This is a genomic window from Marinobacter sp. AC-23 (genome assembly GCF_001858325.1).
Taxonomy (GTDB): domain Bacteria; phylum Pseudomonadota; class Gammaproteobacteria; order Pseudomonadales; family Oleiphilaceae; genus Marinobacter.
Map to the genome: position 1 here is coordinate 23,854 of NZ_MBPP01000004.1, position 15,844 is coordinate 39,697.

Annotated in this window: 15 protein-coding genes and 3 pseudogenes; 7 read left to right on the top strand and 11 right to left on the bottom strand. The window is 54.3% G+C overall.

What is annotated here, in order from left to right; all coding sequences use genetic code 11:
* Positions 1-148: 148 nt before the first annotated feature.
* Positions 149-1,282: a cell division protein ZapE gene (gene zapE, locus BCA33_RS02965; protein WP_071263375.1), complete on the bottom strand. Its 1,134-nt coding sequence runs from the start codon at positions 1,280-1,282 to the stop codon at positions 149-151.
* 194 nt (positions 1,283-1,476) lie between these two features.
* Between zapE and BCA33_RS02970 the strand changes: the two genes are divergently transcribed.
* Positions 1,477-1,905, top strand: a complete 429-nt coding sequence (locus BCA33_RS02970) for a YhcB family protein (RefSeq protein WP_071263376.1) — start codon at positions 1,477-1,479, stop codon at positions 1,903-1,905.
* On the opposite strand, the gene BCA33_RS02975 is transcribed toward BCA33_RS02970, so the two are convergent.
* From BCA33_RS02975 to BCA33_RS03020, 10 genes and pseudogenes are all read right to left on the bottom strand, one after another.
* The gene (locus BCA33_RS02975) at positions 1,906-2,649 is read right to left on the bottom strand and encodes a Nif3-like dinuclear metal center hexameric protein (protein ID WP_071263378.1); all 744 of its coding nucleotides are present in this window, start codon (positions 2,647-2,649) and stop codon (positions 1,906-1,908) included.
* Positions 2,650-2,703: 54 nt separating this feature from the next.
* Positions 2,704-3,755: pseudogene (gene hisC / locus BCA33_RS02980) on the bottom strand (histidinol-phosphate transaminase).
* Positions 3,748-5,058 (bottom strand): histidinol dehydrogenase, encoded by a 1,311-nt coding sequence (gene hisD, locus BCA33_RS02985; RefSeq protein WP_071263379.1) that lies wholly within the window; start codon positions 5,056-5,058, stop codon positions 3,748-3,750. Before hisD ends, hisC begins: the two are co-directional and overlap by 8 nt.
* A 29-nt stretch (positions 5,059-5,087) precedes the next feature.
* Entirely contained in the window at positions 5,088-5,726 is a 639-nt protein-coding gene (gene hisG / locus BCA33_RS02990) for an ATP phosphoribosyltransferase (protein WP_071263381.1), read from the bottom strand.
* Positions 5,727-5,755: 29 nt separating this feature from the next.
* Positions 5,756-7,288, bottom strand: coding sequence for a UDP-N-acetylglucosamine 1-carboxyvinyltransferase (murA, locus tag BCA33_RS02995; protein WP_083394617.1), 1,533 nt, complete (start codon positions 7,286-7,288; stop codon positions 5,756-5,758).
* Positions 7,289-7,313: 25 nt separating this feature from the next.
* Complete coding sequence (locus tag BCA33_RS03000) at positions 7,314-7,622, bottom strand: lipid asymmetry maintenance protein MlaB (protein WP_071263382.1); 309 nt, start codon at positions 7,620-7,622, stop codon at positions 7,314-7,316.
* A complete protein-coding gene (locus tag BCA33_RS03005) occupies positions 7,619-8,230 on the bottom strand; it encodes a phospholipid-binding protein MlaC (protein ID WP_071263426.1) in 612 nt (203 codons plus the stop codon). The genes BCA33_RS03000 and BCA33_RS03005 overlap by 4 nt, the downstream gene beginning before the upstream one ends.
* A 73-nt stretch (positions 8,231-8,303) precedes the next feature.
* A pseudogene (gene mlaD / locus BCA33_RS03010) lies at positions 8,304-8,752 on the bottom strand (outer membrane lipid asymmetry maintenance protein MlaD).
* A gap of 34 nt (positions 8,753-8,786) precedes the next feature.
* Entirely contained in the window at positions 8,787-9,569 is a 783-nt protein-coding gene (mlaE, locus tag BCA33_RS03015; RefSeq protein WP_071263384.1) for a lipid asymmetry maintenance ABC transporter permease subunit MlaE, read from the bottom strand.
* Positions 9,566-10,378, bottom strand: a complete 813-nt coding sequence (locus BCA33_RS03020; RefSeq protein WP_071263386.1) for an ATP-binding cassette domain-containing protein — start codon at positions 10,376-10,378, stop codon at positions 9,566-9,568. The genes mlaE and BCA33_RS03020 overlap by 4 nt, the downstream gene beginning before the upstream one ends.
* Before the next feature lie 288 nt (positions 10,379-10,666).
* Between BCA33_RS03020 and BCA33_RS03025 the strand changes: the two are divergent.
* The 6 genes and pseudogenes from BCA33_RS03025 to BCA33_RS03050 all read left to right on the top strand — a co-directional run bounded on the left by BCA33_RS03025 (position 10,667) and on the right by BCA33_RS03050 (position 15,822).
* A pseudogene (locus tag BCA33_RS03025) lies at positions 10,667-11,646 on the top strand (KpsF/GutQ family sugar-phosphate isomerase).
* An 11-nt stretch (positions 11,647-11,657) separates the two neighbouring features.
* Positions 11,658-12,221 (top strand): HAD family hydrolase, encoded by a 564-nt coding sequence (locus tag BCA33_RS03030; RefSeq protein ID WP_071263388.1) that lies wholly within the window; start codon positions 11,658-11,660, stop codon positions 12,219-12,221.
* Positions 12,222-12,223: 2 nt separating this feature from the next.
* Complete coding sequence (gene lptC, locus BCA33_RS03035) at positions 12,224-12,844, top strand: LPS export ABC transporter periplasmic protein LptC (protein ID WP_071263390.1); 621 nt, start codon at positions 12,224-12,226, stop codon at positions 12,842-12,844.
* The gene (lptA, locus tag BCA33_RS03040; RefSeq protein ID WP_071263392.1) at positions 12,828-13,361 is read left to right on the top strand and encodes a lipopolysaccharide transport periplasmic protein LptA; all 534 of its coding nucleotides are present in this window, start codon (positions 12,828-12,830) and stop codon (positions 13,359-13,361) included. The genes lptC and lptA overlap by 17 nt, the downstream gene beginning before the upstream one ends.
* A 27-nt stretch (positions 13,362-13,388) precedes the next feature.
* The gene (lptB, locus tag BCA33_RS03045; protein ID WP_071263394.1) at positions 13,389-14,114 is read left to right on the top strand and encodes an LPS export ABC transporter ATP-binding protein; all 726 of its coding nucleotides are present in this window, start codon (positions 13,389-13,391) and stop codon (positions 14,112-14,114) included.
* Between the two features lie 178 nt (positions 14,115-14,292).
* Positions 14,293-15,822: an RNA polymerase factor sigma-54 gene (locus tag BCA33_RS03050; RefSeq protein WP_071263427.1), complete on the top strand. Its 1,530-nt coding sequence runs from the start codon at positions 14,293-14,295 to the stop codon at positions 15,820-15,822.
* The last annotated feature ends 22 nt before the right edge of the window (positions 15,823-15,844 follow it).

The window sequence follows — 15,844 nt, forward strand, 5'->3', positions numbered from 1 at the left end:
TTGATCAGTCAAAAGTATGATTTTGCTCTCACCACCCGCTCACTACCCTTTCACAACCCCGATCGATGCCGGGTTTACCCGCACGAGCTAACTATAGACAACTATTCCAGATGCAACCACTTTGCTTTTGATGGTTTTTTTGCCCCGGCTAGGGTTTGTGTGGAGCTTCGAGATATTCCTGTGACTGCATTTCCAGAAGGCGTGACTCGGTGCGCTCAAATTCAAAACTCAGGCGCCCGCCGGAGTACAGCTCGGTAATCGGCGCAGCTGCCGAAATAATGACTTTCACATTACGGTCGTAGAACTCGTCGATCATGTTTACGAATCGGCGGGATTGATCGTCTTTTTCGCCCCCGAGAACGGGCACGTTGCTAACAATAATGGCATGGAACTGACGAGCCAATTCAATGTAATCATTCTGGCTACGAGGGCCGTCGCATACATCTTTGAAATCGAACCAAACCACGTCGTCGGCGTGGGCCTGTGCGGGGATCTTGCGGCCGTTAATCTCCATAGACTTACTGTGCTTTCCAGCCTCTACGGCCAGCGCGTCGAAGCTACTACGCAGACTGGTTTCTGCCCCTTCACCAAGCGGTGAATGGTAAAGCTCAGCCTGCTCAAGGGTGCGTAAGCGATAATCAACACCGCCATCTACATTCACGACATCGGTGTATTTTTTCACAAGCGCAATGGCTGGCAGGAAACGGGCCCGCTGCAACCCATCCTTGTAGAGCCCATCAGGGATAATATTGGAGGTGCATACCAGGGTGACGCCCCGCTTGAATAATCCGTCCATCAGGGTTGCGAGGATCATGGCATCGCCGATGTCGGAAACAAAAAATTCGTCAAAGCAGATCACTCGGGTTTCATCAGCGAATTTTTTGGCCACAAGGCCCAGTGGGTTCTTTTCGCCTTTAAAGGTTTTCAGTTCTTTATGAACCCGCTGCATGAACCGGTGAAAATGCACCCGCATTTTGCGTTTGAACGGCAACGACTCAAAAAATGTGTCCATCAGGTAGGTTTTGCCACGGCCCACACCACCCCAGAAGTACAGCCCTTTAACTGGCTCCTCCCTGCCCTTCTTCAACTTGCGCCGCAGTTTGGTCAATGCTTTGCCGCGTTCGCTTTCCGCCTCCACCAGTTTGTCGTAGAGTGTCTGGAGGCGCTGCACCGCATCGGCCTGGGCGGGATCCTTAAGGAAATCCGGGCGCTCAAGATCTTCTTGGTAGCGCTGCCAAGGGGTTTGGCTCGCGGTGGTTTCAGAAGGCATAGAAGCTGTCATCAGGAAATCCCGGGGTCTAATCGTTGATTTTGGGCGGCGCATTATCGCGTATTTACGGTTTTTTCGCCATGTTAAGAGGCTGCCGAGCAATACGACGATTGGCGCAGCATTCAGGCATGGGCTGAGAAGGCTTGGGGCGTTATACTGGCCAACATGGCTTGGCTCATTTTATAAGCAATAGGACGATACAGCATATGACAAACCTGATTCTGGCAGCGGTTGCCGCACTGATTATTGGCATTGTCATCGGAGCAGTTTTTAGCCGCTCGGGGCAGGGATCTACTCTGCGCCAGCGCCGTGCTGAACAACAAACCGAGGAAGTGCGCAACGAATACCTGCGGTATCAGGCCCAGGTGAATGAGCATTTCATGGAGTCGGCGCATTTGCTGCGCCGGTTTAATGATGCTTATCGCGATGTGAACCAGCATATGGCTCGCGGGGCGAATCGCTTGTGCAATGATGAGGAATGGTTGGCCGAGCTTGCCGAGGAGACTTCTCGCAAGCGCCTGGAAGAAGTTAGCGAGGACGGTGCTGAGCCGCCCCGGGATTACGCCCCCAAGACCTCGGGCACGCTCTCTGAAGACTTTGGATTAAAAAAAGGTGATAAGGCGACTGAAGCCTGATCAAACCGGATTGTCGCAATCGATGAACCGATGGCTGATTCCGAATTCTTTTTCTAGTGCAGCGCCAAGGGCTTTTACACCATACCGTTCAGTGGCGTGATGGCCTGCGGCGAAATAGTGGATGCCGCACTCACGAGCAGTGTGGGTGGTCGGCTCAGAGATCTCGCCACTGATGTAGGCATCAAGGCCCGCATCAATGGCTGTATTGATGAAACCCTGCGCCGCACCTGTGCACCAACCTACCTGCTTAATCTCGGCCTTGCCGTCGCCAACTCTTAACGGCTCGCGGTGGAGTGCCCGGGCAATGTGCAGGCCGAACTTTTCCGGGCTCATGGCTTGGGGCAGCTCACCTTCCCAAACAAGACCGTTTAACGGGCGCGGGTTCTCGATGCCGAGGATGTCCGCTAACTGACGGTTGTTGCCGTATTCTGGGTGATCATCCAGTGGCAGGTGGTGGGCAACAAGGTTGATGTCGTTGTCCAAAAGGCGCTTGATGCGTTCGCGTTTCATGCCTTGAATGCGCTGATCTTCACCTTTCCAGAAGTAGCCGTGATGAACGATCAGCATGTCGGCGTTGGCTGCAATGGCGGCTTCAATGAGTGCGCGGGAGGCGGTTACGCCGGTAACGATGGTTCTTACGTCGCTTTTGCCTTCAACTTGCAGGCCATTAGGGCAATAGTCTTGAAAACTCTCTGGCTGCAACCATTCGTTAATCTTCGCAAGAATATCGTCACGCTTTGCCATTTGCTTTACCCTCCTGGAAAAATCTGTACTTCGGAGTTCTCGGACTTCGATCGTTTACAGAGATTTAAGTCCGGCAATCAACGCATCATTTTGCTCTGGAGTGCCAATGGTAATCCTTAAGAAGTCGCTGATTCTAGGCTTGTTGAAGTGGCGAACGATGATGCCTTGCTCTCTCAGAGCTTTCGCAAGACTTTCACCTGAGTTCTCTCTGTGACGGGCGAAAACGAAGTTGGCTTTAGAGGGTAAGGCTTCAAAATTCAGGTCTTCCAGGCTTTTCGTCACGCGCTCGCGTTCGGAAATAACACCTTTGCATGACTTCTGAAACCAGGCTTCGTCTTCGTAGGCGGCTTTTGCGCCAGCCAAAGCGAGCTATCCAAAGGATAGCTGTTGAAGCTGTTTTTAACGCGATTCAACGCTTCGATTAGATCCGGGTGGCCGACGGCGAAGCCTACGCGGAGACCAGCCAAGGAGCGGGCTTTGGAGAGTGTCTGGCAGACAAGCAGGTTGGGATACTGATCAACGAGAGTCATGGCGGTTTCGCCGCCGAAGTCTATGTAAGCTTCGTCTACTACCACCACACGCTCCGGATTGGATTGGAGGATGGCTTCTACGTGCTCAAGCCCAAGATAACGGCCAGTTGGCGCGTTAGGGTTGGGGAAAATAATTCCACCGTTGGGCTGCTTGTAGTCTTCCGGGTTGATTTCGAAACTGTCGGTGAGAGGTATGGTTTTGCCTTCAATATTGTAAAGGCCACAGTACACCGGGTAAAAGCTGTAGGTCACGTCCGGGAACAGAACGGGCTGGCCGTGCTGGAACAGGGCGTAAAATATGTGGGCCAGAACTTCGTCGGAACCGTTCCCCAGAAAAATTTGTTCGGGTTTTACGCTGTGGTAGCCGGCGATGGTTTGGCGCAGGCTTTCGCCTTCCGGATCCGGATAGAGGCGCAAGCTGTCATTGAGTTCGGCCTGTATGGCTTCGATGACTTTTGGCGAGGGGCCGAACGGGTTTTCATTGGTGTTCAGTTTTACCAGGTTGGCCATTTTGGGCTGTTCGCCCGGTACATAGGGAACCAAGCTGCTAACCTGAGGACTCCAGAACTTACTCATCGCTTTTAATCCTGTATTCAGCCGACCGGGCGTGAGCTGTTAGCCCCTCGCCTCTTGCCAGAACCGATGCGACCCGCCCCATACGATCTGCACCCTTGGCGCTGAAACCGATGATGGATGAGCGTTTCTGGAAATCGTAGACGCCCAATGGAGACGAGAACCTGGCTGTTCCGCTGGTAGGCAGTACGTGGTTCGGCCCGGCGCAGTAATCACCCAAGGCTTCGGCCGTGTAACGACCCAGGAAAATGGCGCCGGCGTGGCGGATTTCTTCCACCAGAGTTTCCGGGTTTTCTACAGACAGCTCCAGGTGTTCCGGAGCTATGCGATTGGAGACTTTGGCGGCTTCGCTTAAGTCTGCAACATGTATTAGTGCAGCGCGATCGGTCATGGAGGTACGGATAATGTCGGCACGCTCCATGGTCGGCAGCAGCTTGTTGATGCTGGCTTCTACGGCGTCGAGGAAAGCAGCATCCGGGCTGATCAGGATGGACTGGGCCTGTTCGTCGTGTTCGGCTTGCGAGAACAGGTCCATGGCGATCCAATCCGGGTCGGTTTTGCCGTCGCAGATGACGAGTATTTCCGACGGGCCGGCGATCATGTCTATGCCAACGGTGCCAAACACTTCGCGCTTGGCGGTGGCGACGAAGATGTTGCCGGGGCCGACGATTTTGTCTACGGCCGGGATGGTGTCTGTGCCGTAGGCCAGAGCGCCAACGGCCTGCGCCCCGCCTATGGTGAATACACGATCAACACCGGCGATGGCTGCAGCGGCAAGCACCAAATCGTTCACCACGCCATCTGGCGTGGGAACCACCATAATCACTTCGCCCACGCCGGCCACTTTTGCGGGAATGGCGTTCATCAACACGGAGGACGGATAAGCAGCTTTGCCGCCAGGCACATACAACCCTGCGCGATCCAGAGGCGTTACTTTCTGCCCCAGCACGGTGCCGTCTTCGTCCTGATACTGCCAGGATTTCTGGTTCTGGCGCTCATGGTAATCCCGAACCCGCGCCGCAGCTTGTTCCAACGCCACACGCTGATCTTCCGGAATAGCGTTCAAGGCTTGCTGTAAACGGCTCTGGCTCATTTCCAGTTGCGCGACACTACCAGCCTTCAGCCGGTCAAACTTCTCCGTGAACTCCAAAACCGCTTGGTCGCCCCGGGTTTTCACTTCATGCAGGATATGACGCACCGTCTCGTTCACCTGATGATCAACGCTGTCGTCCCAAGCCAGCAGCGTGGCTAGCTCACTGTCAAAGTTGCCCTGGGAAGCGCTCAATCGTTTGATGCTAACGGTCATTTCTCAAATCCTGCTTTGGATTGTGAACTTTATCGGCGTTTTTCGACGGCAGCCGCCATCTTCTCGATAATGGGGTTAATCCGCTCGTGTTTCATCTTCATGGAGGCACGATTCACCACCAGCCTGGTGCTTATGTGGTCGATCAGTTCACGCGCTTCCAGGCCGTTGGCCTTCAAGGTATTGCCGGTATCCACGATATCGACGATCTCATCTGCCAAACCAAGAATTGGCGCCAATTCCATGGCACCGTAAAGCTTGATGATGTCGGCCTGGCGCCCTTGCGCTGCGTAATATCTGCGGGCCAGGTTGACAAACTTGGTCGCTACACGAACGCGCCCAACGGGTGGCGTTTCGCCTTTGGGACCGGCGGTCATCAGCCGGCAACGGGCAATGTTCAGATCCAGAGGCTCGTAAAGCCCTTCCCCGCCGTGCTCCATCAATACGTCTTTGCCTGTCACACCCAAATCCGCGCCACCATACTGTACATAGGTGGGCACGTCGGTGGCGCGTATAATCAGTATGCGCACATTCGGATGAGTCGTTGGGAACACCAGCTTTCGTGATTTCTTGATGTCATCGATCAGCTCAATCCCGGCTTCTGCCAGCAGTGGCAGGGTTTCTTCCAGGATTCGCCCCTTCGACAAAGCGATGGTAATGAAATCTGTCATGCGTCCTTCCGGTTTCCCGTATGTGTCTGTCACGCTGGCAGGCGGCGGATACTCCCACCAAGCAGCTGCAGTTTTTCTTCAATGCACTCGTAACCACGGTCAATGTGGTAAATGCGATCGATAATGGTGTCGCCTTCTGCCATCAGGCCTGCGATGACCAAGCTGGCCGATGCGCGCAGGTCGGTTGCCATAACAGGCGCGCCTGTAAGATGGTCGACGCCTTTGATAATCGCAGCGTTGCCTTCGAGCGTAATATCGGCACCCATGCGGGTCAGTTCCTGCAAGTGCATGAAACGATTTTCGAATACGGTCTCGATGATAGTCCCCGTGCCTTCTGCTACCGCGTTCATGGCAGCGAACTGGGCCTGCATATCCGTGGGGAAAGCCGGGTAAGGTGCGGTGCGTATATTAACCGCTTTCGGGCGCCGGCCTTTCATGTCCAGCTCGATCCAGTTTGGCCCGGAGGTGATATGCGCGCCGGCTTCTTCCAGCTTAAGCAGTACAGCGTCCAGAAGGTCCGCACGGGTATCTTTCAGCTTTACTCTGCCACCGGTGGCAGCCGCAGCGACCAAATAAGTACCGGTTTCGATGCGGTCTGGCAGCACGTTGTAATGACAGCCGTGCAGGCGCTCAACGCCTTCAATGACAATGGTCGAGGTGCCGTGGCCGGTAATATTGGCACCCATGGCGATCAGGCATTCGGCCAAATCCACCACTTCTGGTTCCCGGGCAGCATTCTCAAGAATGGTTTTGCCATCGGCGAGCGTTGCAGCCATCAACAGGTTCTCGGTACCGGTTACCGTCACCACATCCATGAAGATGTGCGCGCCTTTTAAGCGCCCGTTGGTTTTCGCCCTGATGTAGCCGTTCTCTACCTTGATATCCGCGCCCATCTGCTCAAGGCCTTGAATATGCAGGTTTACTGGGCGGCTACCGATGGCACAGCCACCTGGCAGTGATACTTCTGCTTCACCGAAATGCGCAAGCAGCGGGCCAAGCACCAAAATAGAAGCCCGCATGGTTTTAACCAGCTCGTAAGGCGCGTGGAAATGTTTGATGGTGTTGGCGTGAATTTCCACGCTCATTTTCTCATCAATCATCAGGTCCACACCCATGCGGCCAAGCAGCTCGATCATGGTGGTAACGTCGTGCAGGTGCGGCAGGTTACCAACGGTAACTGGCTCGTCGGCCAGCAGCGTTGCTGCAAGAATTGGGAGGGCGGCATTTTTGGCACCGGAAATCCGGATTTCACCGTCCAGAGGCTTACGGCCCCGGATTAGAAGTTTGTCCACAATAGTAATCCTGTCGTGTGCGAGAGGCTCAGCCTGGCGCGCAGCCCATTCAGCCGGTGTAAAGGGTTTCGGGTGAAGGGCGTGAATAGTGCCATCCATGATTTGTTGGAATAGCGCTTTGTTGATCAGTTGCTGCCGCTTGATGGTCGACAGGCCTTCAAAAACGTCACCTATAACGACCACCATATAATGGTTACCGTCGATCTGTACCTGCACTTCACAATCGGGCAGTGCGTCTTTGACCAACTGGGTGACTTCGGTGGCGTCCATAGTAAATCCTCAGGTATTTATGAAATCAGGGGCGGGATTGTAACCAATTCGCGAGGTTGCTCAAAGCGGCAAGAGACACGAGGCGATCCGGCGCCTCGGTAAAAGACAGTGAAACGCCCTGTTTTTCCGCCAATCGGCTCCAACAAAGGAGCATGGAGAGGATAACGCTGTGGGCCGAAGACAGACCACCAAGATCCACCACCAGATTGCCACTGGCAGCCATGACTAGCCGCTCGCCCTCAGCTCGCACCGGGGCAACGTTGTGGGCATCAATTGCGCCGAAGACAGAGAGCACCCCTGCCTCCAACTGAGCGCGGGGAACTTCTGTGCTCATGGTTTGCTCACTTCGTCTTCCAGGTTGAGGGATTTCACTGCATCGCTCCACCCGTCAATAACAGCCTGAACCTGTCCGCGGTTGGCTTCCATTTCCTGGGTAAAGCGATCCCGGAAGGAGAGGCCAATATTAACCCCTTCCACGATCACGTTTTCCATCATCCAATCGCCGCCGTCTTTGCGATACATGGAATAAGTCACAAAATGGCGATTGCCCGAGGCCGTAGTCACTTCCATTGCCACGGAGGCACGGTTGTCATCCTGCGGATTGATCGTGGCGTCGTTCACTTTAATTTTGAAATCTTCGGCACTTACCAATGCTTGGGCGTAGCTATCGAACAGGCTGCGCTTAAACTTGGCCACAAACTCGTCTCGCTGTTCCGGCGTTGTCTGGCGTGCATAGCGCCCCATTACCCGGGCAGCAATGCGGCGAAAATCGACAAAGCCGTCCAAGGCATCGTCCATGTTTTTGTAAAAAGCTTCCGGATCACGCTCATAAAGACCGCGTTCCTCATTGAGCTTGGCCACCAACCGCTGGGTGTTTTCATCTACATACTGCTGTAAGTCTTCTTCTGGGCCCGCCTGAACCGAAGCGATACCAAATGCCATCAGTGTTAGGGCGAGTAAAAATCGCTGTGTTAATGCAATCACCTGGCTTCTCCTGTTCTGTCGCAACGCTGGCTTATTTGCCAGACGCAAAGTTACTGATCAACCGCTCGATATTCATGGCGGACTGGGTGGAATAAAAGGTATCGCCTGCCTTGAGGGAGTCCATGTCACCACCTACGGATATATCAATGTACTGCTCACCCAGCAGACCGGATGTACGTATTACTGCAGCGCTGTCGGCCGGAATATTGTCCACGTCGCCATAGATGGACATGGTGACGCGGGCCTGGAAGGTTTTTTTGTTGAGATCTATCGAATCGATGCTGCCCACCGTTACGCCCGCCATGGAAACCCTGCCCCTGGGCGTGATGCCGCCGGTATCGTTAAAGTCTGCGTAGATGGTGTACGTGCTTTCGGCCGATTTTGGCGAGAGCCACTTACTTGCAGTGCCAAAAATAGCAGCGCAGCCAACCCAGCGAGCATAAACAGGCCAACTGTGATGTCCGTTGTTCTTTGTGTCATTACCGGCTCCCGGTGTTGTCTCGTCAATCGTTGATCAAAAGTTGCCGAACATTACGGCGGTCAGTACAAAATCCAGCCCCAACACAGCCAGCGAAGAGTACACCACGGTTTTGGTGGTGGCTGAGCTGATTCCTGCCGAGGTGGGTACGCAATCGTAGCCTTGATAAACTGCAATCCAGGCGCAAACAAAACCAAATACAACGCTCTTGATGACGCCGTTTACCACGTCGTCCCAGAAGTCCACGGAGGCCTGCATGTTGCCCCAGTAAGATCCTTCAAATACTCCAAGCCATTCTACGCCTACCAACATACCGCCCCAGATACCTACCATCGAAAAAATGATAGCCAGTATCGGCATCGCAATAAAGCCAGCCCAAAGCCTGGGCGCGATGACCCGGCGCAGGGGATCTACCCCCATCATTTCCATACTGGAAAGCTGCTCGGTTGCCTTCATCAAGCCAATCTCGGCGGTCAATGCAGATCCTGCGCGCCCTGCAAACAGCAAAGCGGTTACAACGGGCCCGAGCTCTCGCACCAGAGTGAGCGCAATCATCTGCCCAATGGCCGCTTCAGAGCCGAAATCACTGAGGATGGTATAGCCTTGAAGGCCAAGCACCATGCCGATAAACAGCCCAGACACCACCACAATAGCCAGCGACAGCACACCAACTGAGTAAAGTTGCTTCATTAAAAGCGGGAAACCGGTTGCCGGGCGCGGAACACCTGATAACACACCCGCTAAAAAGCGGCCGGAGCGACCAAAAGATATAACAATATCTACCCCGCTGCGCCCGAAGGAGGCGATTCTATCGATCACGAAGCACCTCCCGAAAGCCCAAAATCTTCACTCGCTTCAGAGGAAGGATAATGGAAGGGCACAGGGCCATCTGGATGCCCCTGCAAAAATTGCTGCACCTGTTCAGAGGGATGATCCTGCAATTCGGCCGGCGTGCCGGCACCAATGACTTTTCCATCTGCAATAATGCAGGCGTAGTGGCAGATACTCAGGGATTCTTGTACGTCGTGGGAAACCAACACGCTGGTTAAGCCCATGGAGCTGTTTAGATCGCGAATGAGCTTTACCAATACACCCATGGCGATTGGATCCTGACCGGTGAACGGCTCGTCATACATGATCAGTTCGGGATCCAGTGCAATGCTGCGCGCAAGAGCAACACGCCGGGTCATGCCGCCGGAGAGCTCGGAGGGCATCAGTTTGCGGGCACCTCGCAGGCCAACGGCTTCAAGCTTCATTAATACGATGTCGTGAATCATGTCTTCTGGCAATTTGGTGTGCACTCGCATCGGGAAAGCCACGTTCTCAAATACGCTCAAATCCGTAAATAGCGCACCGCTCTGGAAAAGCATGCCCATTTTTTCCCGCAACGTATAAAGCTCTTTGCGCCGAAGCTCAGGTACTGAGTGGCCATCCACCACTATGCTACCGGAGTCCGGTTTAAGCTGGCCGCCAATGAGGCGCAGCAAGGTGGTTTTCCCGGTGCCGCTGGGGCCCATGATAGCGGTAATTTTTCCACGGGGGATCTCAATGGAAACACCGTCGAAAATACGGCGCCCAGAGCGGGAAAATACAACGTCTTTCAATGAAATATAGGAGCGCAAACTCATCATCCTTACCTTTCAGCCCATAGCGCTTAGCTTTCACCCCATAGCTCTTAGGCATAAGGGAGCGGCTACATTATGCCAAGGAGCCCTCAAGCTCAATCAATGGTTCCCAAAATGAATTGATAGCAATGATCAGTTTTACTGATCTTTTCACAGGTCTCCCTAGTGGCTCTAATGAACTTGCCGTAACCAGACTGCTCAGCTCGCGGGAAATGTTATACTCCCTCAACCTAATCGCACTCCCGTCTTTTCATATGGAAGGCGTCAACGAGAAAGCAGGTTCTTCTCCCGATGACTGAACAGAAAACGTACGATTTCCGGAACCCCGCACTTCAGGCTATCCGCATTGAGCGGGACGCAATCAGTGCCTTGGAAAACCGCATCGACGACCACTTTATACGTGCCTGCGAAGTAATCATGGCATGTAAGGGCCGGGTTGTCGTAACAGGCATGGGGAAATCCGGCCATATTGGCCACAAGATTGCTGCCACACTTGCCAGCACCGGAACACCTTCATTCTTTGTTCACCCCGGGGAAGCCAGCCACGGCGATATGGGCATGATTACCAGCCAGGATGTGGTTATCGCCATTTCAAACAGTGGTAACACCAGCGAAGTGGTTACCATTTTGCCACTGATAAAACGCATGGGCGCACCTCTGATAAGCATGACCGGCAACCCCAACTCCACGCTGGCAAAAGAGGCTGCAGCAAACCTGGACGTAAGTGTTGAAGCAGAGGCCTGCCCTCTTGGCCTGGCGCCTACGTCTAGCACAACCGCAACTCTGGTAATGGGCGATGCGCTGGCGGTCGCCTTGCTGGAAGCCCGCGGGTTCAGCGCAGAAGATTTTGCCTTCTCGCACCCGGGTGGCAGCCTGGGGCGCAAACTCCTGCTGCGGGTAGCCGATATTATGCACACTGGCGATCGCATACCTATCGTAAATGAAGACACCACCCTGAGCGGTGCTTTGCTGGAAATATCCCGCAAAGGCTGGGCATGACCACTGTTGTAGACGCCACAGGCGCCATGACTGGCGTCTTCACCGACGGCGACCTGCGCCGCACCCTGGACAAATCCGTTGATGTGCACACCACGCCCATGCGAGATGTGATGACACGTAACGGGAGAACCATTCAGCCAGACCAATTGGCTGCAGAAGCGCTCAACGTTATGGAAGGTCTGAAGATCAGCGCACTCCCCGTTGTTGATGGCCAAGGCGCGTTGGTTGGTGCAATTAACATGCACGACCTACTCCGCGCTGGCGTGATTTAAGAGGCAATATGATGGCCAAACTGAAGAGCCCATTGGCAGCAATCTGGCCAGAAGCCTTACTGGCTAAAGCCGCGCGCATCAAGCTCGTTGCCCTGGACGTTGATGGTATTATGAGCGACGGCAAAATTTACTTCAGCGCCAAAGGCGATGAGGTAAAAGGCTTCAACATTCTGGACGGTCTGGGCTTAAAGCAGATTATGGCCGCAGGGATTACCGTAGCCGTTATTACTGGCCGCAGCTCCCCGCTGACTGAAAAGCGCATGCAAGACTTGGGCATCCCCCATCTGATGCAAGGGCGTGAAGATAAAAAAATCGCCCTACAGGAGCTGGCGAATACGCTGGGCATCCTGCCTGAGGCAATAGCGTATATGGGCGACGACTTGCCCGACTTGCCTGCCATTCGCTACGCAGGTTTTGGGGTGACGGTTCCCAATGGCTACTGGCTGGTGCGAGAACATGCGGATTATTGTACCCAGGCTAGCGGGGGCAATGGCGCCGTGCGAGAGATGTGCGATCTGCTACTGACTGCCGGGGGCCACTTGGGCGCAGCACTAACACCGTACCTGGAGTCATAACCATGGCCGCAAGCGCTGAAAGCAGCCAGTTTTCCAAACTGGCCCTGGCAAACAGGCCCCGGCTGCGCATGCTGGCTTTGGCGATCACCCTTGCCGTTGCCGTTTTTTTGTTGTGGCAAGGCGGCGAACCACCGGCCACCAGCTACAGTGACGCAAAACAACTCCGGGGCGAAGCCGAGCCAGACGGCTTTGTCATCAATGGCAGCTACACATCGTACGATGAAACAGGGCACCTCAAGATCGTTTTTACAAGCCCTCGCATTGAGCAGTTCGAAGACGACAATCTGGCCACCATGGAATCACCAAGCGCAGAGCTGTTTAGCGATACAAGCGATGGCCCGTGGATTCTGAACGCCGAGAACGGCAACCTGCGCCGGAGCGAAGATGTGCTGCACCTCTCTGGCAATGTTCGTGTGGTGCGCACCATTGGCGACCGCGAAGCGACACTGGCTACCGAGAGCCTGACCCTAGACAATGCTGAGGGCATCGTATTTACCGACGACCCGGTAACAATCACTGACCTTACAGGCATTACCCGAGCCATAGGCATGAAAGCCTGGATCGATGAACGTATTCTGGAACTCAACTCCCAGGTGAAAGGACGCTATGAAACCGTTAAATAACCCCACGTATAAGCTGCTGATTGCTTTTTTTCTGGCGGCCATTGCCAGCCCTGCAGCAGCTTTTGATCTTGATTCTGACCAGCCGATAACTGTCAGTGCCGACAGTGCTCGCCTGGATGATGGCAAAGGCATTGCCACCTATACTGGTGCGGTTGAACTGGTTCAAGGCAAGACCCGCCTTACAGCCGAACGCGTGGTTTTGTACCGTAGCGCAGAAGGCCTAAACCGCATTGAGGCAAACGGTTCACCTGCCCGCTACCAACAGCCCGTTACCAGTGGCGAAGGCGAAACCGACGCAAAAGCCAAAAACATCACCTGGTCTGCCACAGACAAACAGCTCACGTTTGAACGTGACGCGGTGATTGAGCAGAATGGCAACGTGTTCCGCGGCGACATTATTCACTACGATACTGAACAGCGAGTGGTTACCGCAGAAGGCGGCGAGGATACTGGCTCCGGCCCCGGCCGGGTTGAGATGGTAATCCAGCCCCGTGGCAACAGCGACTCCGGCAACTAACAGCAGATAACACGAAACAGGGATCCGATGGCAGTTCTCAGAGCGAGCAACCTGGCGAAAAGTTATAAACAAAAAAAAGTGGTCATTGATGTATCGCTGGAAATTCGCAGCGGTGAAATTGTCGGCTTACTGGGCCCGAACGGCGCCGGCAAAACCACCTGCTTCTACATGATTGTAGGGCTGGTAAACGCTGATAACGGCCGCATTAGCATCGACAGTCAAGACATTACGCCTTTACCCATGCATGGCCGGGCCCGCAAGGGTATTGGCTACCTGCCCCAGGAGGCCTCCGTGTTCCGCAAGCTTTCGGTGCGGGATAACATCATGGCGATTCTGGAAACCCGTAAGACACTCAGCCGTGCTGATCGCCTGAGCAAGGTTGAGCAACTGCTGGAAGAATTCCACATCACCCATATCCGCGACAGCCTGGGCATGGCGCTTTCTGGCGGTGAACGGCGCCGGGTAGAAATTGCCCGAGCCCTGGCCATGGAGCCTGCGTTTATTCTGCTGGACGAGCCGTTTGCCGGGGTAGACCCAATCTCCGTGAGTGACATCAAACAGATCATCCGCCACCTGCGGGATAAAGGCATAGGCGTACTGATCACCGATCACAACGTGCGCGAAACTCTGGATATCTGCGAGAACGCTTACATTGTTTCCGGCGGCCATATTATTGCCTCCGGAAACTCAGAGACCATCCTTGCCAATCAACAGGTTAAAGAAGTATATCTTGGCAATGAATTCCGCCTGTAGCGGCTGATTTCAGGCACTGCGACACACCCGCCAGATTGTGTTGCTGACCCGGAGCAAGTAAACTCGGCAAAGAACTTGCTAGGGCGACGCTATAGAGCGGCAAGTAGCGACATATAACGATTTTTAGCCGATGCAAGAAATTCAAAGTGGGTAGAGTGACGGATCCCGAGCGATGGTTATGAAAGCCTCTTTACAATTAAAGCTGGGTCAGAGCCTGACAATGACGCCCCAGCTGCAACAGGCGATCAGGCTTCTGCAGTTATCGACCCTCGACCTTCAGCAGGAGATCCAGCAAGCTCTGGAGTCCAACCCTCTGCTGGAAACCCAGGATGAGGACGACCAGGCAGAGGCGTCGTCAGCAGATAACGACCGCAATCAGGACAACTCCACAGACGAAGCGCCATCCGATACGGGTTCAGACTCATCCAGTTCCGACTGGGACGAGAGCGAAAACGGCCCCGACTGGCAATCTGAAAACGACATCCCTGACGCGATTCCCGACGACCTTCCGGTTGATACTGCGTGGGAGGATATTTACCAGTCTGCCCCTGCGCCCGCCGCCCGGAACGACGACGAAAACGACCACGATTTCGAAACCCGGAACTCCCCCAGCGAAACCCTGCGCGATCATCTTGAGTGGCAGCTGAACCTTACTCCCTTGAACGAGCGGGACCAGGCCATTGCCCATGCGCTGATGGACGCAGTGGATGAGCGGGGCTACCTCACCAGCCCTGTTGAAGACATTTACGCGGGCCTGGTAGACAGTTCCGATGAGGACCCCCTTGAACTGGATGAAGTAGAAGCCGTTTTACGCCGGCTGCAGTACTTTGATCCGCCCGGGGTGTTTGCCAGAGATCTTCAGGACTGCCTGCTGATCCAGCTTAACCAGCTGCCACCAGAAACCCCCTGGCTTGCCCAGGCACGGCTGGTTATCACTCATTACATCAACCTGTTGGGCAATCGCGATTATGCCCAACTGCTTCGCCGTAGCCGCCTTAAAGAAGACCAATTGCGGGATGTACTGGCCCTGATTACCAGCCTCAACCCGCAGCCAGGCGATATCATTGATCGTACTGAACCGGATTACGTTATCCCCGATGTCATCGTGCGCAAGCACAACGGCCGCTGGCGAGTAGAACTGAATCCTGAAATTGCGCCGCGCATACGCGTGAATGCCAGCTATGCTTCATTAATAAGGCGAGCGGACAGCAGCGCAGATAATACTTACCTGCGCGATCAACTGCAGGAGGCAAAATGGTTTATCAAAAGCCTGCAAAGCCGGAACGAAACACTGTTGAAAGTGGCAACGCGCATTGTTGAATATCAGCAAGGCTTTCTGGATCACGGGGAGGAATCGATGAAACCACTGATCCTCTCGGATATTGCCCAGTTGGTGGAAATGCACGAGTCCACCATTTCCCGTGTCACTACTCAGAAATACATGCATACACCGCGGGGCATTTTTGAGCTGAAGTATTTTTTCTCCAGCCATGTCGGCACCGACGAAGGTGGCGAATGCTCCTCTACGGCTATCCGCGCCATGATCAAAAAGCTGATTGCCGCAGAAACCCCAAAAAAGCCGTTGAGTGATAGCAAGATTGCGGCCATGCTGGGAGAACAAGGAATAAAGGTGGCGCGGCGTACGGTTGCGAAATACCGCGAGGCGATGCACATTCCGCCCTCAAACGAACGCAAGCGTTTGGTTTAAGCCGACACCTTTACCAACGTAT